This window comes from Pantoea pleuroti, from assembly GCF_014156615.1.
In the GTDB taxonomy this organism is placed as follows: domain Bacteria; phylum Pseudomonadota; class Gammaproteobacteria; order Enterobacterales; family Enterobacteriaceae; genus Pantoea; species Pantoea agglomerans.
Map to the genome: position 1 here is coordinate 32,020 of NZ_SBFD01000015.1, position 20,674 is coordinate 52,693.

20 protein-coding genes are annotated in these 20,674 nt (G+C 54.5%); 11 read left to right on the plus strand and 9 right to left on the minus strand.

Annotation, left to right across the window (positions count from 1 at the left end; all coding sequences use genetic code 11):
* Window positions 1–210 precede the first annotated feature (210 nt).
* On the plus strand, window positions 211–987 hold the full coding sequence (locus EPG66_RS21865; protein ID WP_083070520.1) for a nucleotidyltransferase domain-containing protein: 777 nt from the start codon (window positions 211–213) through the stop codon (window positions 985–987).
* Window positions 988–1,168: 181 nt separating this feature from the next.
* Here the strand turns inward: EPG66_RS21865 and cspE are convergent, their stop codons facing one another.
* Both cspE and EPG66_RS21875 read right to left on the minus strand, forming a co-directional pair.
* Complete coding sequence (gene cspE / locus EPG66_RS21870) at window positions 1,169–1,381, minus strand: transcription antiterminator/RNA stability regulator CspE (RefSeq protein WP_031593036.1); 213 nt, start codon at window positions 1,379–1,381, stop codon at window positions 1,169–1,171.
* A 658-nt stretch (window positions 1,382–2,039) separates the two neighbouring features.
* A complete protein-coding gene (locus EPG66_RS21875; protein ID WP_182688096.1) occupies window positions 2,040–2,300 on the minus strand; it encodes a DUF2798 domain-containing protein in 261 nt (86 codons plus the stop codon).
* Window positions 2,301–2,428: 128 nt separating this feature from the next.
* On the opposite strand from EPG66_RS21875, the gene EPG66_RS21880 reads away from it, so the two are divergent.
* Entirely contained in the window at window positions 2,429–3,331 is a 903-nt protein-coding gene (locus tag EPG66_RS21880) for a LysR family transcriptional regulator (protein WP_182688098.1), read from the plus strand.
* 226 nt (window positions 3,332–3,557) lie between these two features.
* Here EPG66_RS21880 and EPG66_RS21885 read toward each other — a convergent pair whose 3' ends face one another.
* A complete protein-coding gene (locus tag EPG66_RS21885; protein WP_022623962.1) occupies window positions 3,558–4,571 on the minus strand; it encodes a zinc-dependent alcohol dehydrogenase family protein in 1,014 nt (337 codons plus the stop codon).
* Window positions 4,572–4,739: 168 nt separating this feature from the next.
* Between EPG66_RS21885 and EPG66_RS21890 the strand changes: the two genes are divergently transcribed.
* Complete coding sequence (locus tag EPG66_RS21890; protein WP_182688104.1) at window positions 4,740–5,645, plus strand: LysR family transcriptional regulator; 906 nt, start codon at window positions 4,740–4,742, stop codon at window positions 5,643–5,645.
* A 298-nt stretch (window positions 5,646–5,943) separates the two neighbouring features.
* On the opposite strand, the gene azuC is transcribed toward EPG66_RS21890, so the two are convergent.
* Together azuC and mntP are read right to left on the minus strand one after the other, a co-directional pair.
* Window positions 5,944–6,021, minus strand: a complete 78-nt coding sequence (gene azuC / locus EPG66_RS23300) for a stress response protein AzuC (protein ID WP_111534772.1) — start codon at window positions 6,019–6,021, stop codon at window positions 5,944–5,946.
* Between the two features lie 117 nt (window positions 6,022–6,138).
* Window positions 6,139–6,714, minus strand: coding sequence for a manganese efflux pump MntP (mntP, locus tag EPG66_RS21900; RefSeq protein WP_031593031.1), 576 nt, complete (start codon window positions 6,712–6,714; stop codon window positions 6,139–6,141).
* Between the two features lie 316 nt (window positions 6,715–7,030).
* Here mntP and EPG66_RS21905 point away from each other — a divergent pair, with 316 nt between their 5' ends.
* A complete protein-coding gene (locus tag EPG66_RS21905) occupies window positions 7,031–7,273 on the plus strand; it encodes a DUF1158 domain-containing protein (protein WP_083070524.1) in 243 nt (80 codons plus the stop codon).
* On the opposite strand, the gene pdxR is transcribed toward EPG66_RS21905, so the two are convergent.
* On the minus strand, window positions 7,263–8,702 hold the full coding sequence (pdxR, locus tag EPG66_RS21910) for a MocR-like pyridoxine biosynthesis transcription factor PdxR (RefSeq protein WP_083070525.1): 1,440 nt from the start codon (window positions 8,700–8,702) through the stop codon (window positions 7,263–7,265). The two genes, EPG66_RS21905 and pdxR, sit on opposite strands and share 11 nt — an antisense overlap.
* Before the next feature lie 59 nt (window positions 8,703–8,761).
* Here pdxR and EPG66_RS21915 point away from each other — a divergent pair, with 59 nt between their 5' ends.
* From EPG66_RS21915 to EPG66_RS21925, 3 genes are all read left to right on the plus strand, one after another.
* Window positions 8,762–9,217, plus strand: coding sequence for a carboxymuconolactone decarboxylase family protein (locus tag EPG66_RS21915; protein ID WP_039389685.1), 456 nt, complete (start codon window positions 8,762–8,764; stop codon window positions 9,215–9,217).
* A gap of 511 nt (window positions 9,218–9,728) precedes the next feature.
* Complete coding sequence (gene mqo, locus EPG66_RS21920) at window positions 9,729–11,345, plus strand: malate dehydrogenase (quinone) (protein ID WP_031593772.1); 1,617 nt, start codon at window positions 9,729–9,731, stop codon at window positions 11,343–11,345.
* A gap of 126 nt (window positions 11,346–11,471) precedes the next feature.
* Window positions 11,472–13,856, plus strand: coding sequence for a phosphoketolase family protein (locus EPG66_RS21925; RefSeq protein WP_083070526.1), 2,385 nt, complete (start codon window positions 11,472–11,474; stop codon window positions 13,854–13,856).
* Here the strand turns inward: EPG66_RS21925 and EPG66_RS21930 are convergent.
* Window positions 13,853–14,440 (minus strand): LysE family translocator, encoded by a 588-nt coding sequence (locus tag EPG66_RS21930; protein WP_031593770.1) that lies wholly within the window; start codon window positions 14,438–14,440, stop codon window positions 13,853–13,855. The genes EPG66_RS21925 and EPG66_RS21930 overlap by 4 nt on opposite strands.
* Window positions 14,441–14,573: 133 nt before the next feature.
* On the opposite strand from EPG66_RS21930, the gene EPG66_RS21935 reads away from it, so the two are divergent.
* Entirely contained in the window at window positions 14,574–16,061 is a 1,488-nt protein-coding gene (locus EPG66_RS21935; RefSeq protein ID WP_083070527.1) for an aminotransferase-like domain-containing protein, read from the plus strand.
* On the opposite strand, the gene EPG66_RS21940 is transcribed toward EPG66_RS21935, so the two are convergent.
* Window positions 16,028–16,651, minus strand: coding sequence for a glutathione S-transferase family protein (locus EPG66_RS21940; protein ID WP_064704078.1), 624 nt, complete (start codon window positions 16,649–16,651; stop codon window positions 16,028–16,030). The two genes, EPG66_RS21935 and EPG66_RS21940, sit on opposite strands and share 34 nt — an antisense overlap.
* Before the next feature lie 107 nt (window positions 16,652–16,758).
* Here EPG66_RS21940 and EPG66_RS21945 point away from each other — a divergent pair, with 107 nt between their 5' ends.
* On the plus strand, window positions 16,759–17,607 hold the full coding sequence (locus EPG66_RS21945) for a PhzF family phenazine biosynthesis protein (protein WP_039389693.1): 849 nt from the start codon (window positions 16,759–16,761) through the stop codon (window positions 17,605–17,607).
* A 44-nt stretch (window positions 17,608–17,651) separates the two neighbouring features.
* On the opposite strand, the gene EPG66_RS21950 is transcribed toward EPG66_RS21945, so the two are convergent.
* Window positions 17,652–18,410, minus strand: a complete 759-nt coding sequence (locus tag EPG66_RS21950) for an SDR family NAD(P)-dependent oxidoreductase (protein WP_031593767.1) — start codon at window positions 18,408–18,410, stop codon at window positions 17,652–17,654.
* 115 nt (window positions 18,411–18,525) lie between these two features.
* Here EPG66_RS21950 and EPG66_RS21955 point away from each other — a divergent pair, with 115 nt between their 5' ends.
* A complete protein-coding gene (locus EPG66_RS21955) occupies window positions 18,526–19,425 on the plus strand; it encodes a LysR family transcriptional regulator (protein ID WP_182688100.1) in 900 nt (299 codons plus the stop codon).
* 45 nt (window positions 19,426–19,470) lie between these two features.
* Window positions 19,471–20,490, plus strand: a complete 1,020-nt coding sequence (yhjD, locus tag EPG66_RS21960; protein ID WP_064704076.1) for an inner membrane protein YhjD — start codon at window positions 19,471–19,473, stop codon at window positions 20,488–20,490.
* Window positions 20,491–20,674 lie beyond the last annotated feature (184 nt).

Consider the following 20,674-nt stretch of genomic DNA (forward strand, 5'->3'; position numbering starts at 1 on the left):
AGGCGGGTTATCCGCGTGATGGTGTGAAAAAGTATGGGGTTTCGCCTAAGAAGACGCTGGCGTTGCGGGTGATAAACTCTGGCGGGGGATGTGTCTGGTGTAAGCGGGAAGGCAATGACGGCAGTGAATGATGTGTGTACGCTGTGAGCGAGAAGCGGACATGAGAGATAAAATTAATCTGGTGAATGACGCCATTAAAAGGGAGAAAGAATGGCAATCGATCACAACGGTTTTATTGCCCTGCCAGAAACCAATAAATTGCAGCCAGAGTTCCGGAATATTGTTGCACAGGTCGAGGCAAAGCTAATCCAAAGTTTTCCCGAGCTTATACATAGCCTTTATTTGTATGGCAGTGTGGCTGAAGGCTGGGCAAAAATCGGGAAGTCCGATCTGGATATGACAGTCATATTTAGCGTTGATCCCGGCGAAGTGGCTAAAGTGCAACTTGCTGAAATCCAGCGCAAACTTGAACAAAACAACCCTGTTGTCAGTAAAATCGATTTTGATTGTGGCCTGTTACAACAGGTAGTGCATCCGGATAATCTGCTTAGCTGGGGATACTGGCTCAAACATCACTGTGTCTGCGTTTACGGCGAGGACCTGAGTCAACGATTCCAGGCATTTAAACCTTCAAAAGAAATCGCGGTAGCAGTGAATGGCGACTTCCTGACGGTGCTGGAAAAATTAATAACTCAAATGCAGTCATCTGCTGACGAAAATAAAAAGTTGCAGCTACAGCGTGCTGCTGCACGAAAGGCAATCAGAGCAACCAATATTCTTCGCAGTGAACATGACAAAGAGTGGCCTGAAACACTCGAGGAGTATCGCTTTACATTCAATGCCCGATATCCAGCGTTAGCAAAAGAAATGGATTACTTGCTGACAATCAGTAATACGCCTCAGGGGAGCATTGCTGATTTCAAAAGGCGCGTTATGGCCTTTGCCCGATGGCTCAACGTCACATTTCATCACGGGCAGGGCTTATGAAGAGAGGATTAACTTCGGGGTGGACGAATAAACACGGAGCAGGTTAACGGAGCAGAGATAATACCAATTTCAGGCAATAAAAAACCCGCACTGGGCGGGTTTATTTTATTATCAGCAGAGCTTATCTGCTCAGACTTATGTCTTCATCGCTATTGTAGGCGTCGCTGATAATGAGCGCGGCTTACAGCGCTGTGACGTTGCCAGCTGCAGGGCCTTTAGCGCCATTTTCAATGGTGAAGGAGACTTTCTGACCTTCATCAAGCGTTTTGTAGTTATCACCCTGGATAGCAGAGAAATGTACGAATACATCTTTGCTGCCGTCATCGGGAGTGATAAAGCCAAAACCTTTATCTGAATTAAACCATTTTACTAAACCAGTCATTTTGTCAGACATAGATATTTCCTTAATCGATTAGCCACTAAGAGCGGCGAAGATGGCCTGTAGTTAGAGATTTACTTATTGGGCACTTAGGAGGAGGCTCTCGAAGAAGGATATCTGTGGATAACACTTGAACTGAGGACTACTTTACTAAAACTGCTTTCATAAGGTCTGTGTTCCAAACCGATGACGCATTAAGACATAGCGATAATAATTTAGCAATGTATATGTTTATTTATTTTAACCATTTATACGCTCAGATGGCTGAATGGCTGTTTTATTTTGGCTGCTCAGGAAGAGCTTCAGGCTCCGCTATGTGCGAAGAGGAGCAGGCTAACCCCGTCATAACAATGGTGCCGATTTAACGTTGATGCTTAACAATAAACAGAGCCAGTTAAGTCACATCGCGGGAAACTCTCCGCACGGCCAATGAAGGGGTTTCCTCGCCATCCTCATCTGTAAGCTTTACCTGCTGCATATCGTACGCCCGGCTCTTCGGTATCTTTCATCCTGATACCGGTCAGTATCTGAACGACCTGCCCGCCCTCACCCTGCATCTGAAATGCTGGAGGTTTGCCACCCGCCACCATTCTGGCGCAGCCGTCGCCTGCCGCGATGAGCGAGAAGCGGGCTAGACCACACCCGGGCGCCCGTAATGGGCATGCTGACTGTCTCAGTGACCGTGAACGGTCAATCCTACGAGCCGGATAACAACAGGACGGACAACCAGTATGCAAAAGAAAGCCGCTGGCATGGCGACCTGGTAAGCATTCATCACATTTGTCATGTAATGAGGCCCCATTCCGAATTCGGCTAACGTGATGACCAGACTCATCAGGAACGCCATGATGATCGCCATATAAAATGCAAATATGTAAGGTGCCGTGCGCACCGGCAGGCGGGTTCGTAAGGTTTTTTTTGCAGCATCAGTCATCTGAATATCCTGTTTAACAAAAGTGGACGAAACTGCGGCTAACTTAACAAGCTTATGCGGGGGGTTGTAGAGCGGTTATGCTTTAATCATTATTAAGTAAAAGTGACGAATAAACGGTTGAGGATGCGATGGACGTTTTAGGGTTGATTAGCACTTTTATCCGCGTGGTGGAAAACGGCAGTATTGCAGCGGCGGCACGCGCTAAAGGTATGAGTCCGGCAGCAGTCAGCCAGAGTCTTTCCCGTCTTGAAGCGCATCTGGGCGTGCGACTGCTATCGCGCACCACCCGCAGCATGACCTTAACGGAAAACGGTAAACGCTATTTCGAGAAAGTCCGTCACATCCCACATGATATCGAACTCGCCTCGCAGGCTGCTGCGAATGAAACCAAACCGCAGGGGCCACTTTGTATCGCCACAACAGCCGCGTTTGGTCGGTATGTTCTGGCTCCCCTTATGCCCGCTTTCAAAGCGTCCTTCCCCGATATAGATATTGAACTGATCAGTACCGATCGCAACGTCGATCATCGCCTGGAAGGTGTCGATGTCAGTATCCGCATCGAAGCACAGCTGAATGATCAACTGATCGCCAGAAAAATTGCATCGCTACCCTTTATATTCTGTGCGGCTCCGGCTTACCTTGATCGCGCTGGCACGCCTCAGACGCCTGGAGAACTTAGCCAGCACGCCTGTCTGGTTTTCCGCTATCCCACCGACAGACGGTTTCTGCCATGGACGTTTATGGTCAACGGACAGCCTGTTAATGCAAAACTCAACCCCAGTTTTATCAGCGATGATATTGATATCATCGCCAGAATAGCCGTAAACGGCGGCGGCATTGCCCGTCTGGCAAGCTTTGTAGCTCAGCCACTGATAGACAGCGGTCTGTTAAGGTCTTTGTCCTGGTCAGGTCACAATGGCGAGAGCACCATTGAGTCCCTCCCGATGAATATCTATGCCTGTGTCACCGAACGTTCGGCACTGAATTCGAAAGTACGGACATTTATTGAATTTGTGGCCGATGCGCTTTAAGACAGGAGCGTTTTTGCCGGGCGAAAATTGTCTGTACTTTTCGGCTTATCCACCCGCAAAGATAACCCACCGCTGCCGGTCGTGGTGATACGAAAAGCTGCCCTTTTGACGATGTGCAGAAGAAATATAAGCACGCTTTGAGAAGGGGTTTAACGCGGTGAGAGTGGGATTCAAAAGTACCTGGCAGTCAGTAAAAACTGCCAGAATTGAGGAATAAAAGTCGTTATCAGTCACTAATTCTGATGACGATTTTGCCAAATGCACCACGGGAGAGGTGCCGGAAGGCTTCAACCGCCTCATTAAAACTGTAAACCTGTTCAATGACGGGTTTGATATTATGTTTATTGAGGAACGGATTCATCCGATCAAACGAGGAGCGTGGTGCAACCGCAATACCCCGGATCTTTGTCTGACGGAAAATTAACGGCATCAAATCAAGTTGTGCTGTCTGGCCGGTCAGAAATCCTACCTGAGCAATCGTACCGGCAACTTTTGTCGCAGCAATTGACTGATTGATGCCATTGCCCCCGGCGACATCTATCGTTACGTCAGCGCCTTTACCATCAGTCATTTCAAGCACTTTTCTTTCCCACTCAGGGTATTTTTTATAGTTAATCCCTTCATCGGCTCCCAGTGATTTAATGCGCTCAAGGTTTGCATCGTTACTGGAGGTGGCAATGACACGTGCACCATAGGCATGCGCTATCTGAGCAGCGAAGACCGATACACCACCGGTTCCCTGTACGAGCACGGTCTGACCGGGTTGCAGATTGCCGATATCCATTAGCGAGTACCATGCCGTAAGTGCAGCGATGGGAAGTGTAGAGGCTTCTTCATCTGTCATGCTGTCAGGCGCTTTAACTGCGCTGTCCTCATGAATGATCATGTACTCAGCCAGCCCGCCGGGTAACGGCATTCCAATACACCATGCTGGCTCATCGGCTGCAGGTTCACCCTCTAACCAGCGTGAATAGAGATGCGAGTTAACGCGATCACCCGTGCTAAAACGGGATACACCCTGTCCCGTGGCAACAACGGTGCCCGTGGCATCAGAGACAGGAATCAGTGGCTTTGGAACCAGATGAGGCTCATAGAAGCCCTCTACTATTGCCTTATCCCTGAAGTTCAGAGACACCGCGCCAACTTTAACCAGAAGTTCACCCGGACCGGGTACAGGCGTTTCCACCTCTTCAAGCTTTAAGTTTTCAAGGCCAAAATCTTTCAGTAACCATGCTTTCATTTTGTCATTTCCCATGTGTATGCATCGAATAGGGTGATGATAAAAAAAGCAGGCAGGCGTAAAAAGCCACGTAAAAGGACTTCAGTGTTACTGCAGGAGAAACAATCGGAATGAGATATAATCCGCAATACACTATTTCGGCAGGAATATTTTTTGCGGAGTTAAATGATGCGCTCGAACATGCTGGAATTGATGGATATTTTTGTTCACGTCGTTGAATTCCGTAGTTTCACCCGGGCCGCTGACGCCTTGCAGCTGCATCGCCCTGCGGTCAGTAAGTCCGTACAACAGCTGGAAGACAAGCTTGGCGTTAAGCTATTGCATCGCACCACGCGCAGTCTGAGTGTGACCGTTGAAGGGGAAGAAATTTATCAGCGGGCTAAAACGCTGCTGAGTGATGCCAGCGATATAATGGCTTCTTACTCTTCAAATCAGCGACCTCGTGGCCAGCTGCGCATTGATGTTCCACTGGCGCTGGCGCACAGTATCCTGATCCCACAATTAAGCGAGTTTCAGGCTTTATATCCTGAAATTGAAATAGTCTTAACCGCTTCAGATCGCCTGACCAATTTAATTACAGAGGGTGTCGACTGTGTTATTCGTCTCGGTGAGCTTGCTGATTCGAATTTTATTTCGCGCAGAATGGGCAGCCTGCAGATGGTCGCCTGTGCAGCACCCTCTTATCTGGATAAATATGGCACTCCTTTAACGCCTGATGACCTTAAAGACCATAAAGCCATTTATTTTTTTAATGAACACAGTCGGGACATTCAGGAATGGAAATTCGTTATGAACGGCGAAATTGTTTCACGGCATCCGGGAAGCAGCGTACGAGTTAACAATTCTGACGTACTTCTTTCCTGTGGCGTGGCGGGCCTCGGCATGCTTCACGCATTATATACGGCATTAAAGCCCTGCCTCGAAACAGGCCAGCTGAAGGAAGTATTATCGGGTTATGCGACAGTGACGAAACCGGTTTCAATACTCTACCCTGACAGACGCTATCTTCCGCCTAAGGTCCGGGTCTTTATCGAATGGTTTACTGAAGTATTCAGGAAGAATCATCAGTGTTAAACGTGAATCTTAGCTTCGGCACAGGCACTCCCGTGCCCCATTAAAAGTGCGTGTTTCCTGTTTAAGGTATGCCGCCATTTTGTCTGGCATCCGGAAATCTCCCGGGCAGATTAGATCACTGCAGCAACGTCCGTTTCTGGCTCAAAGTGGCGCATAACGGCAATCAGAAGGAGAGGGGTAGCAACAAACAGGATGCACCAGAAGTGCGAAAGCGCGGGTTTAAATCAGCAGAAGCAGAAAAGGTGATAATCACAGGTCGATCCCTGACCGCGATTATCGAGGGTTTCTTGCGGGGTGCTTAGTACATGGCACCCGGCGGTACGTGTTTGAACGTCTCAACGTAAGCGCGGAACACGTGTTTAAAAATACGTTTCATGGAACACCTGATTCAAATTTAGTTGAACATATACCGAAAAAGTATAGCTCCTGTGCGTTTTAACAGCAAATAAATTTGAACCAGATCACAAAAATGACGGTTTTATGTGCAAAAGCCCTACGCGGTGTAGCCGAGATGCTGCAACAGAATGGTGGAGCCGACAGCTATCAGCACTACTCCACCCAGCACTTCCGCCCATTTGCCCAGGACCGGACCAATAAAGCGCCCGACTAATACGCCAGTCGTCGCCATCACCGTAGTGGCTGCACCAATGGTCAGCGCGGTAGTAATGATGTTCACCTGCAGGAAAGCCAGACCCACACCGACAGCCAGCGCATCGAGGCTGGTCGCTACCGCGGTGGTAGCCAGTACCATAAAGCCATGGCTTTGCGGGGCTTCACAGGGTTCTGCAACAGCAGTCTGACGGAAGCCTTCCATCATCATACGGCCACCCAGAAACGCCAGCAGGATGAAGGCGACCCAGTGATCCCACGCCATGATGTAACGGCTGGCGGCCAGGCCAAGCGCCCAGCCAATCAGCGGCGTCAGCGCTTCAATTGAGCCGAAAATCAGACCGGTACGCAGCGCTTCTTTAAAACCGGGACGATGCAACGTGGCACCTTTGCCCAGAGCAGCAGCAAACGCGTCCATCGACATGCCCAGCGCAAGAATTAAAGTGGCAATAAAGGTCATGATTTATTCACCTGGGGCGAAAAAGCGGCAATTCACGCTGAATTCACCACACAAAGTGTTCAGTTATGAAAAAGTGGGCGCAGTCTACCATGCAAACCCAAAGATAAAAAGACAGTAAAATCAGGGATTTAAGTATAGCAAAGGCTATAACTCTTATCATCCGCTATGAATCGCGCTAAGTCGATGGTAGCAAAGCATTTTCTGACCATTCGTCTGGCCATGCAGCATGCCGGATGCGCACGAAGCAGCGCGCCACCATTGAACCGTGTCGCCGTTTACCGGAAAATGCCGGGCTGATAAATATGGGATACCGGTTATGAATAACCCTTTTGAAACGTTGATCGTGCCTGGTGGCATTTTACTGCTGGGCTTTCTCTCGGCGCTGCTGCTGCCCGCGCCCGCCTTTAGCGTTACGGTGGCGCAGCATCTGTTGCAGATGTTGCATTTGCAGGACCTGAATCAGCTCTATACGGTGGTGTTTTGCGTCTGGTTTTTACTGCTGGGCGCACTGGAGTTTTTTGTTATCCGTTTTGTCTGGCGTCGCTGGTTCAGGGGCTGACAGCAGGATACGCATCGACCAGCGCCTTTAGCCGTTCGGCACTGCACGCATAACCTTCACGTGGCAGATGTGCCGCCCCCAGCAGCAGGCCCGCACAGCGCTGATCCGCCTGCTGATACCAGATCGACAGCGGCGACGGCGCCATGCCCCACTCCACCGCCTGCTGCGAAATCACCTGATCCGGTGAACCGGCGGGTAAACGAACAATCACCGCCAGCCCGGCGCGTTGCAGGTCAGGAAAGTGAGGATGCAGCGCCGCGATCATCAGTTCCAGCCGCTCATGATAGACGCGCTTCATCCGCCGCAGATGCCGCATAAAGTGGCCATCCCGCAGAAATTCCGCCACCGCATTATGCAGCAATCCGGAGGAGGCAGGCGAAAGCAACGCGCAGACCTCGCCGAACCGGGCCGTCAGAGCGGGTGGCACCACCATAAAACCGAGCCGCAGTTGCGGCGTCAGCGTCTTGCTGAACGTGCCGATGTGCAACACCCGCCCCTGGCTGTCGAGCGCGGCCAGTGACGGCGCGGCGCGATTGCCGGGCTGAAGCTCGCCGAGATAGTCATCTTCGATAATCCAGCGCTGCGCGCGGCTGGCCCAGTTAAGCAGGGCATGCCGGCGTGCCAGGCTCATCGTCATACCAAGCGGCGCCTGCTGTCCCGGCGTGACCAGCGCAAAAGCGGCATCCGGCGCGCGGGCAATCCCGGCCTCAACCTGCAACCCTTCGGAATCAACCGGCACGGCAACCGGCGTGACGCGCAGCGCTTCAACCGCGCGACGCGCCACCCAGAATCCGGGATCTTCCAGCCATGCTGTTTTACCCTGAAAATTCATCGCTAGCCCAATCAGTCCCATTGCGCCAGCATAGCCGCTGGTAATAATGATCTGGTCCGCCTGACAGCGCAGGCCGCGTGCCACCGCAAGGTAGGCCACCAGCGCCTGCCGCAACGCTAAGCTGCCGCGGGGATCGGGATAGCTGGCCGGTCTGCTGACCTGCAGGCGCGTCTGACGCTGCAGAATGCGCAGCCAGACTTTGGCCGGGAATGCATCGCTGGCAGGAATGCCCATCTGGAAGGTCAGCGGTGGCGCTTCATACTCCTCTGCACCTTCCAGCAGCTGGCGTTCAGCATCGGCGCTGACCGGTTTTAACGGCGGTAATGGGCTGACGAAGGTACCCGCCGCGCCTCTGGCCTGCAGAAACTGACCATCAACCAGCATGTCGTAACTGGCGCGAACGGTGCCACGCGCCACGCCGAGCTGAGCCGCCAGATCGCGGCAGGAAGGCAGACGCGCGCCAGGTTGTAAACGTCCTTCACCAATCGCCTGTTCAATCAGCTGACGCAGTTGTTCACTGAGGCCACGTGACGCGCCGCGCTGCAGTGTCAGCGTGGAAAGCGGCGATGGACCAGTCAGACTCTCATTTTTTGGCACTTTATCTGCTCCATTGAAAGGCTGAAAATCGCCTTATCAACCCTGAATGAGGCAATAAGATGAGCGAACGTATCGATTTTCACAGTGCAGCACCGGCGGGCATGAAAGCGCTGGGCGGCGTATACAGCTATCTGGCACAAACCGATCTGCCGCTCACTTTACTGGAACTGCTGTTCCTGCGCATATCGCAGATTAATGGCTGTGCCTACTGCATTGATTTACATACCAAAGCGCTGAATAAAGCGGGCATGGGCTGGGATAAGATCGTGCTGACCTCGGTCTGGCAGGAATCCGGTACGCTGTTCAGTGATAAAGAGAAGGCTGCCCTGCACTGGGCTGAATGCCTGACCCTGATTGCTCAGCAGGGTGCGCCAGACGACCGCTATACCGCACTGAAAGCGCACTTCAGTGAAAAAGAGATTGTTGATCTGAACATCGCGATTGGTCTGATGAACACCTACAACCGCATGGCGATAAGTCTGAAAAAGTTGCCCGCCAGCGCCAGTCTGTCATAAGTGAATCCGATGCGTGTGCCGATGTGCACGCATTTTCAGACTCACAAAAATGTAACACTATTTTTACACAAGCGGCCTTTCAGGCGCTCTGCTCCCGATTCCCGTTATTCCTTACTGCATAATAAATCGCTAAATTTCAGCGAATTAAATAATTCCGCACGGTTCATATCCATTCCGGCGTTGCACCAGCATGGAGCTTTTCAGCAACATGCTATTTTTGTTAACCCACTGACTTCACACTAAAAAACTCCTAATACGCTGCCAGCCCTGATGATTAATTCTTATGCTGAATCATTTCTGCATTTAAAAAATAAACAAATGTTTAATTCAGATGCGAGAATGTTATATTCGGATGACAAAGCATAACGTGCAGTTAACGCGTTATTACCGCTTTAACCCTATACCTGAGACTTAACCTTTGAGAAATAGCGCAACGCGCTCGTAAGAAGCGTGACTATTTCGCCTGCGAAACTGTTGGGCTTCAGGTCAACAGAAGAGGAGATGTCGCCTCATGTGCAATTCAGCTGTAAACCTTGCGCTCGCGATGAGTGCCATGGCAAAGGACACCACTACTACCGCGCAGGAGCGCAAAGACGTTGACGTGCTGCTGATTGGCGCAGGTGTGATGAGCGCTACCCTCGGCGCGTGGCTGCAGGATTTAGAGCCAGACTGGTCCATCGAAATGGTGGAGCGGCTGGATAGCGTGGCCGAAGAGTCGTCCAACGGCTGGAATAACGCGGGCACCGGTCATGCGGCGCTGGCGGAGCTGAACTATACGCCTCAGCAGGCGGATGGCAGCATCGACATCACTAAAGCGGTAACGATCAACGAATCGTTCCAGATTTCCCGCCAGTTCTGGGCTTATCAGGTCCAGAAAGGCAACCTGCGCAACCCTAAAAGCTTTATTCACAGTACGCCGCACATGAGCTTTGTCTGGGGTGACGACAATGTCGACTTCCTGCGCAAGCGCTTTAAGGCGCTGCAGAAAAGCACCCTGTTCCGTGGCATGGCCTACTCCGAAGATCCGCAGCAGATTGCCCGCTGGATCCCGCTGGTGATGAATGGCCGTGACCGCAGCCAGAAAGTGGCCGCGACCTGGACGGAGATGGGCACCGACGTGAACTTCGGTGAAATCACCCGTCAGCTGATCGCCTCGTTAGAGAAGAAAGCGAATTTCCAGCTGCGTCTGCGTCAGGAAGTGCGTGAGCTGAAGCAGCTCGCCGACGGTCGCTGGCAGGTGACGCTGCAGTGTCTGAACAGCGGCACGCGTCGCACACTGACGGCGGGTAGAATATTTATCGGTGCTGGCGGCGCAGCGTTACCGCTGTTGCAGAAGGCTGGCATCCCGGAAGCCAACGGTTACGCTGGTTTCCCGGTGGGCGGTTCATTCCTGGTAACGGAAAATCCGCAGGTCGTCGCGCAGCACATGGCCAAGGTCTATGGCAAAGCCAGCGTCGGTGCGCCGCCGATGTCCGTGCCGCACGTCGACACCCGCGTGCTGGATGGCAAGCAGGTGCTGCTGTTTGGTCCGTTCGCCACCTTCTCGACTAAGTTCCTGAAGCAGGGTTCGCTGATGGATATGTTCACCTCACTGAACAGCAGCAATATGCTGCCGATGGTGAAAGTGGGACTGAAAAGTTTTGATCTGGTGAAATACCTGATGGATCAGGTGCTGCAAAGCGATCGCGACCGGATGGACGCCCTGCGCGCCTATGTGCCGCAGGCGAAGCAGGAGGACTGGCGCTTAGTGACTGCCGGTCAGCGTGTGCAGATCATCAAGAAAGATGAGAAAGAGGGCGCCGTGTTACGCCTGGGCACCGAAGTGGTCGCCTCACAGGATGGCTCGATTTCAGCACTGCTGGGTGCATCGCCTGGCGCCTCTACGGCGGCACCGATCATGCTGGAGCTGCTGCACAAGGTCTGTCCTGAGCAGATGGCTTCGCCGGAATGGCAGAATAAAATCCGTGCGGTGATCCCATCCTGGGGACGTAAGCTGAACGGTGACGTAGCGCTGACAGAGAAAGTGTTAGCCGAAACCAGCCGGATTCTGCAGCTCGACTATTCGCCGGTTACCCCGATGGCGGCAAACGATGAAGGACGGGAAACCGCTTTCGTCGTCGGCAAATAATTCAGCGCCATTGATAAAAAGGCTCCGCACTGCGGGGCCTTTTTTATTGGCTGGTTACCTGGTCGATCCGGGCATTCTCTATTAGGGTTAAGGCATCTTTTAGCTGCACGATCAGGAGGAAACTGCATGTCTTACTCCCCTGCTTCACCGGAATTCACGCTGCTCGACCGCTACTGGCGGGCAGCAAACTACCTCTCCGTCGGACAAATTTATCTGATGGATAACCCGCTGTTGCGTGAGCCACTCAGGCCGGAACACATTAAACCGCGTCTGCTGGGTCACTGGGGCACCACGCCAGGCCTGAATTTTATCTATGCCCACCTCAACCGCGTTATCCGGAAGCAAAACCTGGATATGATCTACATCTGCGGACCAGGACATGGCGGCCCCGGCATGGTAGCGAATACCTGGCTTGAGGGTAGCTACAGCGAAGTTTATCCGCACATCACTCAGGATGCGGCAGGCATGCAGCGTCTGTTCAAACAGTTCTCCTTTCCGGGGGGCATTCCCAGTCATGCGGCACCGGAAACGCCTGGCTCGATTAATGAAGGCGGTGAGCTGGGCTATTCGCTCTCCCATGCGTTTGGCGCGGCCTTCGATCATCCCGAACTGGTTGTACCCTGCGTGATTGGCGACGGCGAAGCGGAGACCGGCCCGCTGGCTTCCAGCTGGCACGGCATTAAGTTCCTGAATCCTGAACGTGACGGCGCGGTCCTGCCGATTCTGCACCTCAATGGCTATAAAATCGCCAACCCAACGCTGCTGGGTCGCAGCAGCGATGAAGATTTGCACCAGTTGTTCAGTGGCTACGGCTACGAGCCGCTGTTCGTCTGCGGGCATGAGCCTGAAAAAATGCATCCGCTGATGGCGGAGGCGCTGGATAGTGCCTTCAGTAAAATCGCCGCTTATCAGCGCGAGGCGCGTCAGGGCAAAGCCACCACCGGGGTGCCGCGCTGGCCAATGATTATCCTGCGCAGCCCCAAAGGCTGGACCGGCCCCAAAACGGTCGACGGCAAGAAAGTGGAGGATTTCTGGCGGGCGCATCAGGTTCCCGTCGCGGCCTGTCGTGAAGATGAAGGTCATCGCCAGATCCTTGAGACGTGGATGCGGAGTTATCAGCCAGACGACCTGTTTGATGAACAGGGTCGCTTAAAGCCGGAACTGCAGGCGCTGGCACCGGAAGGTGATAAACGCATGGGGTCTTCCCCTTATGCCAATGGCGGCCTGTTGCGCCGTGAGCTGGATGCGCCTGAACTCGCGGAGTTTGCCTGCGATGTCAGCGAGCCAGGCGCACAGATGGCGCAGGCCACTGAGCATCTGGGCCGTTATCTCAGCGTGCTGTTCCAGCGCAACCGCGATAATTTCCGCCTGTTTGGCCCGGATGAAACTGCCTCTAACCGCCTGACGCCGGTCTTCGACGTGACCAGCCGTACCTGGCTGGAACGAACAGAGCCTTACGATGAACAACTGGCGCGTGATGGCCGGGTGATGGAAATTCTCAGTGAGCATCAGTGTCAGGGCTGGCTTGAGGGCTATCTGCTGACCGGCCGCCACGGGCTGTTTAACTGTTATGAAGCTTTTATTCATATCGTCGATTCGATGTTTAACCAGCACGCCAAGTGGCTGAAAGTCTCGCGTAAACTGGGCTGGCGTAAGCCGATCTCGTCGCTGAACTATCTGCTCTCTTCACACGTCTGGCGACAGGATCACAATGGCTACAGCCATCAGGATCCGGGCTTTATCGATCACGTTGCCAATAAAAAAGCGGACATTGTGCGCATCTATCTGCCGCCCGATGCCAATACGCTGCTGTGGGTTGGCGATCACTGCCTGCGCACCTGGGACCGCATCAATGTGATTGTGGCGGGCAAGCAGCCTGCGCCGCAGTGGCTGGATATGGCGAGTGCGGTAACCCATTGTGAAGCGGGCATGGGCGAGTGGCGCTGGGCGGGCACCACGCCAGAGCATGAGGAGCCGGATGTGGTGATGGCCTGTGCCGGTGATGTGCCGACCATGGAGACGATGGCGGCGGTGGATCTGCTGCGCGGTATGCTGCCCGAACTGCGTATCCGCGTGGTGAACGTGGTCGATCTTCTGGCGCTGCAGCCGCAGGATCAGCATCCGCATGGCAAATCTGATGCGGAATTCGACGTGCTGTTTACCCCGGATAAACCGGTGATCTTCGCCTTCCACGGCTATCCGACGCTGATACATCGCCTGACCTATTCGCGAACTAACCACCGCAACTTCCATGTGCGCGGCTTTAATGAAGAGGGAACCACCACCACGCCATTTGATATGACGGTGCTGAACGAGCTTGACCGCTATCATCTGGCGCAGGAGGCGATTCTTCGCGTGCCTGGCCTGGCCGATGCGCATCCTGAGCTGCTGGACGATCTGCAGGAGCGCATCGCTGAGCATCATCGCTATGTGCGTGAACACGGTGAAGATGTGCCGGAGGTGCAGAACTGGAAATGGCCGTCGGCCACAGCACCAGGTGCACCCGATTAAGCGGCCAGCAAGGCGTCGGTCAGCATCCAGATGGTAGTCGCCACCAGCGACAGCGCCATCAGGCTGTTAAATAACTGACGCTTCCAGGCAATCTGCAGATGGCTGCGCAGGCGATCGCCCAGCGCAGCCCAGATCAGAATGCAGGGCAGGTTCAGCAGCATAAAGCCGATCATCACCGTCAGCACGCCGCTGCTGGCGCTGTACAACAGCGCCACATTGGTCGCCATCAGCCAGGCTTTGGGATTGATCGCCTGGAAACAGGCACCGCCCAGCAGCGTCATGGGCTGCGGCTTGCTGCGCACTTCAGGTGCTGCCGCACGGAAAATCTTCCATGACAGCCACAACAGATAGGCACAGCCTGCCAGCGTCAGCGGCAGGCGAATCGCCGCCATCCAGTGCAGTAAGACCTCCAGTGCGACGCCGGCGATCACCGTTTGCAGCGCACAACCTACCAGTATGCCAAACACCATCGGCAGCGTGCGGCGCATGCCGAAATTGACGCCTGAGGTCGCCAGCAGCAGATTGTTCGGGCCTGGCGTAATCGACATGACGGTAACGTAACTGAAGAAAGAGGGATCGAGCATGGTGACTCTCCTGAAACAGACAGAGTTCTATGCTACGGCGGGAAAAGGGATGGTAACAGTGACACAAAATCACTATTGTTATGGTTACAGTTTCCGTTAATAGCAATTGTACCCATCCAATCCGGAGGCTACTGTGTCCCTTGCTCCCACTTCCGATCGGCCTCTCTATCAGCAGCTGGCAGACAGCTTCGCTGAGGCCATCCATCAGGGCACGCTGAAACCCGGCAAACGTCTGCCGGCGATCCGCCGCGTCGCCCAGTCACATCAGGTCAGTGTCAATACGGTACTGAATGCCTGGCAGTTGCTGGAAGATCGCGGGTTGATTGAGGCGCGTCCCCAGTCGGGCTATTACGTGCGCGGCGTGTTGCCCGCCGTGACCCGTCATGGTCAGCATAAAACCCGGGTACGCGACCCCAGCAGCGGCAAGCTCGACCTGATCGATAAGGTGTTTGCGGCGCAGAACCATCCCGACTACATCAATATTTCCCTGGCCTGCCCCCAGGATAGCGAGCTGTTTCCTGCGGCGCGTATTGCCCGGATTACTGCCTCACTGCTGCGCCGTCATCCGAACATGATTGGGCGCTATGCGCTTCCGCCCGGTAGTGAGCGCTTACGGGAGGAGATTGCGCGACGGGCGCTGCACGCCGGACAGACGCTCACCGCCGATGAGATCACCCTGACCCACGGCTGTATGGAAGCGCTTCAGCTGGCGCTGCGGGCGGTTACGCAGCCCGGCGACTGCGTGGGGCTGGAGTCGCCAACCTACTTTTTCCTCTTCCCGCTGCTGGCTTCACTGGGCCTTAAGGCGCTGGAAATCCCCACCGATCCGCAGCATGGGCTGTCGCTGGATGCGCTGGAGATGCTGCTTCAGGAGCAGCGAATTAAGGCGCTGATTGCGATGCCGAGCGCGCAAAACCCGCTGGGCTGCGGCATGTCGCTGGAGAACAAGAAGCGGCTGGCGAAGTTAGTGAATACTTACCACGTTCCGCTGATAGAAGATGGGCTGTATGACGAGTTGCAGTTCGACTGGCCGCTCTCGCCCGCGGTAAAAGCCTTTGATCGCGACGGCTGGGTGATCTACTGCACCAGCTTCACCAAAACTGTGGCGCCCGATTTCCGTATTGGCTGGACCGCCGCTGGCCGTTTTCATGATGCGATTGCCCGACTGAAAGCGGTGTCGTCGATGGCAGAATCCGCCCTGCTCTCTGAAACGCTGGCGGAGTTTCTTGCTTCCGGCGGTTATGACCACCATCTGCGCACGCTGCGCCGTCGCTACGCGGCCAATCTGGATGAGGCGCGGGGACTGATTGCCCGCTACTTCCCGGAGGGCACCCGCGCGACGTTGCCGCGCGGTGGCTTCGTCTTCTGGGTCGAGTTACCGGGCGGCGTAAATACCACCGAGATGTTTGATCGGCTGCTGCAGGAGCAGATTTGCGTCACGCCCGGCGCGCTCTATTCGCTGAGCGAGCGCTACAACCATGCACTGCGCCTCTCCTGCTGCTATCCGTTTGATGCGCGCTACAGCTGGGCAATCAGACGCGCGGGCGAAATCGCCTGTGAACTGGCGGGAGTCGCATGCGGCGAGACTCAGGGTGTGCCGTTGCGGCCCCAGACGGTATAGCCGCGGCGTTCAGTCAGGCGTTCGTAATAGGTGCGTACCGCCGGATAATCAGGGTGTTCGAGCGGGGTTTCAAACCAGCGGTTCACCGCCAGGCCAATCGGAATGTCTGCCAGCGTGAAATTACGCCCGGCAACGTAACGACCGGTTTTTTCCAGCTGCTGATTGAGAATGCTCATGGTATGTGCCCAGCCTTTGCTGGCCGCGGCCAGCAGACGTGGATCCTGATGAGCCGGTGAATTTCGCACCAGCGACATAAATGCGTAGCGCCATGAAGTGTTGAGTTCGGTGGACTGCCAGTCCATCCACTGATCGACAGGCGCACGCGTTTGCGGATGATGAGGATAGAGCCACTCGCCACCATAGGCGTTCGCCAGATAGCGCAGGATGGCGTTGGATTCCCACATCACAAAGTCATCATCTTTCAGTACCGGCACCATCGCATTGGGGTTGAGTGCCATGAATTCGGGCAGGTGCGTTGAGCGGAATCCATCGCCCCACTCTTCGCGCTGGTAATCAAGGTCAAGCTCGTCACACAGCCATAATACTTTGCGCACGTTGATTGAGGAGGCGCGTCCCAGGATCGTTAGCATTCACAGTCTCCGGTAAACTCTTTAACTTATTGATAACGCTGTTAGCTGTTATAAGCAATCATCCGGCAGAGAAAAGGCCGCACTGAACCCAATCGCAAGGAGTCATCATGAAGGTCGCGTTTAAGCAAGTCGATGTGTTTACCTCAGCAGCCTTTAATGGCAATCCGCTGGCGGTGATTATGGATGCTCAGGGGTTAAGCGACAGCCAGCTGGCGTCGATTGCCCGCTGGACTAACCTGTCGGAAACCACCTTTGTGCTGCCGCCACAACATGAAGAGGCGGACTACCGGGTGCGTATTTTTACCGTTGAAGGCGAACTGCCGTTTGCCGGTCACCCTACGCTGGGCACCGCACACGCGCTGCTGGAGGCGGGCTGGCCAACCCGTACGCCGGGCGAAATCGTTCAGGAGTGTGGTGTCGGCAACGTGACGGTGAAGATTAATGAGACGGGCGAACTGGCCTTTGCCGCACCTGCTGCCACCCTGATGCCATGGCAGGATGCGCTGATGGGTAACGCCTTAAACAGCGATGCGTTCGATCTGACGCAAAGCCCCACCGTGGTGGATATGGGTATCCGCTGGCTGCTGGTGCCGATGGTCAGCGCCGAGGCCGTGCTGGCGCTGCAGCCCAATGTCAGCGATTTGCAGCGTCTGATTAAACATGCGGGTGTCTCGGGCGTGATGCCCTTTGGCCGTTTGCCCTCGGGCGAGCATGAACAGTATGAAGTGCGTGGCCTGCTGGTGGAAAATGGCAGCCTGACCGAAGATCCGGTGACCGGCAGCGCCAACGCCTGTCTGGCGCGGTATTTTGCAGCCGCAGGCCATACCATCTCCTATCGCGTGCGTCAGGGTACTGCCCTGCAGCGTGCCGGTCGGGTGAACGTAACCTTTAATGGTGAGACCATCTGGATTGGCGGTAATACGGTAACCGTCATCGATGGCACCATTACGCTGTAAAAGGCGGCGGCGTCGCGGGGTGCTTTCCGCGATGCCGCCAGCGGTTAAATCCCCTGCCCGCCTGAAGCTTCAATACGCTGAGCGGTGATCCAGCCGGTTTCGTCACTGAGGATCGCGCTGATGGCGTCGCCGATATCATCCGGCAGTCCGACCCGGCCCAGCGCCGTGAGCCCGGCAATCTGATTGTTAATCTCGGGAGTATCGCGTACCCGGCCACCGCCAAAGTCGGTCTCTATCGCGCCAGGTGCCAGGATGTTGACGCGAATGCGTCGTTCGCCCAGCTCCTTCGCCTGGTAGCGCGTCAGTACTTCCATCGCCCCTTTCATCGACGCATAGGTCGAGGAGCCAGGATAGATCAGCCGGGTCAGACCGCTGGAGATATTCAGGATGCGGCCACCGTCGTTGATCAGCGGCAGCAGCTTCTGGGTCAGGAAGTAAGGTCCTTTGAAATGCACATTAACCAGCGCATCAAATTCCGCCTCGGTAGTGTCGGTAAATGGCTTGTAGTGTCCGTGTCCGGCGTTGTTCACTAAATAGTCAAAGCGCTCACGCTGCCACTGCTGTTGCAGTGCCTCTTTCACCTGGCCGACAAAGCGATCGAACTGACCGGTTTCGCCGACGTCCAGCGCCAGCGCCACTGCACGTCGTCCCAGCGCCTCGATCTCCTTCACTACCGTCTGCGCCTCATCGGCATGGCTGCGGTAAGTCAGGATAATGTCTGTCCCCCTGGCCGCCAGTTTTAACGCACCATTACGGCCTAAACCGCGGTTTGCACCGGTAATTAACGCCACTTTCTGATTCATCTCTCGCACCTGTTGAAAAATTGAACACAGGTTAAGGATATTCGCGAATTATTGATCTATAAACAGTGTTAAATGCGCATCACTGTTTCAATAAAAACAACAATCGGTGAACAACATGGACAAAATTCACGCAATGCAGGTGTTTGTGCGGGTGGCCGAAATGGGTAGTTTTACCCGCGCGGCAGAGAGTTTAGGTGTCCCCAAAGGCAGTGTTTCGCGACAGATACAGGCGCTGGAGAATCAAATGGCAACACGTTTGCTGCATCGCACCACGCACCGGGTGCAACTAACCCAGGACGGGTTGGTCTATTACGATCGCTGTCTTGATTTATTGTCGATGATTGACGATATGGACAGCCTGTTCCAGCACGAGCCTGCCTCGCTCAGCGGTAAACTCCGGATTGATATGTCTGTGGCAATGGCCACCAGTTTTATCCTGCCACGGCTGCCGGAATTTTTGCAGCACTACCCCGGCGTAGAGATTGAGCTGAGCAGCAGCGACCGTCAGGTGGATGTGATCCGGGAAGGGTTTGACTGCGTAATCCGCGTCGGCGAACTCAAAGATTCTGGCCTGATTGCGCGAAAAATTGGTACCCATACCTTGATCAACTGCGCCAGCCCTGGCTACCTTTCGCGTTTTGGCATGCCGATCCGGCTGGAAGAGCTGTCGCAGCATGCGATGGTGCATTACAGCCAGCAACTGGGTCAGGCCTCACCGGGTTTTGAATATTTTGATGGCAGGCAGTGTCACTATGTTCACACCGGCGGTGTGGTCACCGTGAACAGCACCGAAACCTATCGCGCCGCCTGTCTGGCGGGGTTAGGCATTATTCAGGTGCCTGCCGCCGGGATTCAGACATTACTGGAAAGAGGCGAGCTGGTAGAAGTGCTGCATCGCTTTCCCGCCAGACCGATGCCGATCCACCTGCTCTATCCGCACCGGCGCAATGTGGCGCGTCGCGTGCGGGTTTTTATGGAGTGGCTGAGTCAGGTGTTACAGGAGTACGTCACCTGAGCGGCTATACTTTGATTTTAATGATAAACAGGACAGTGAAGGTCTATGACAGACAAGCAGGAAAACCCGCAGGATACGCAGCCGCAAAAGCCGCTTATCGATATTAAAACCGGCAACGAGACGGTTGATCATTCGATAGTGCGCGTGTCGCGTTTTGCCGCCTGGTTTCAGGCGATCCCGGCAGTGGCGCATTTTATTCGCGCCCTTGACCGCTTTAACGATCGGCTCGGCAGCCAGTTTGGCGCGGCCATTACCTATTTCTCTTTTTTATCGCTGATCCCCATTCTGATGGTGTCGTTTGCCGCCGTGGGTTTTGTGCTGGCATCGAACCCGGATCTGCTGACCGATATCATCAACAAAATCGTCAGCAGCATCAGCGACCCGACGCTGGCCACCACGCTGAAGAATACGGTAAATACCGCCATTCAGCAGCGTGCCACCGTGGGTATTACCGGTTTACTGCTGGCGCTCTACTCCGGTCTTAACTGGATGGGTAACCTGCGCGAAGCGATTCGTGCCCAGTCGCGCGACGTGTGGGAACGCAAACCGGATGACAAAGAGAAGATCTGGAAGCGCTATATCCGCGATTTCCTGTCGCTTACCGGTCTGATGCTGGCGCTGGTGATTACGCTGTCGCTGACCTCGGTAGCCGGTTCTGCGCAGGCAATGATCGTCAGCGCACTGGGGCTGGACGGTGTCGACTGGTTACGGCCTGCCCTGACCATTATCGCCACCTCGATTTCCGTTATGGCTAACTATCTGCTGTTCCTGTGGATTTTCTGGATCCTGCCGCGTCATAAGCCGCGTAAGAAAGCGCTGTTCCGCGGCACTCTGCTGGCGGCAATCGGTTTTGAGGTGATCAAGTTTGTGATGACGCTGACGCTGCCCAAGCTGGCGACCTCGCCTTCCGGTGCGGCCTTTGGTTCCGTGCTCGGCCTGATGGCGTTTTTCTACTTCTTCGCCCGTCTGACGCTGTTCTGTGCGGCATGGATCGCCACTGCCAAATATAAAGACGACCCACAAATGCCTGAAGCGGGCAGCGCGTCACGACACAAATCATCGTAATCCGTTAACAACAGCGGAAAATATTACCTCTCGGCTATTTTTTAACCAGATAACAGGATGAATAGCTGAGGGGTCACTTTTATTTAGCCCTTTCGTAGAGTATCCCGCCAGATATCGTCCGGATTACCCCGGTATCACCCGACATTCGTCGCACCTCAAAAATTATCCTCTTTTTGCCCGCTGA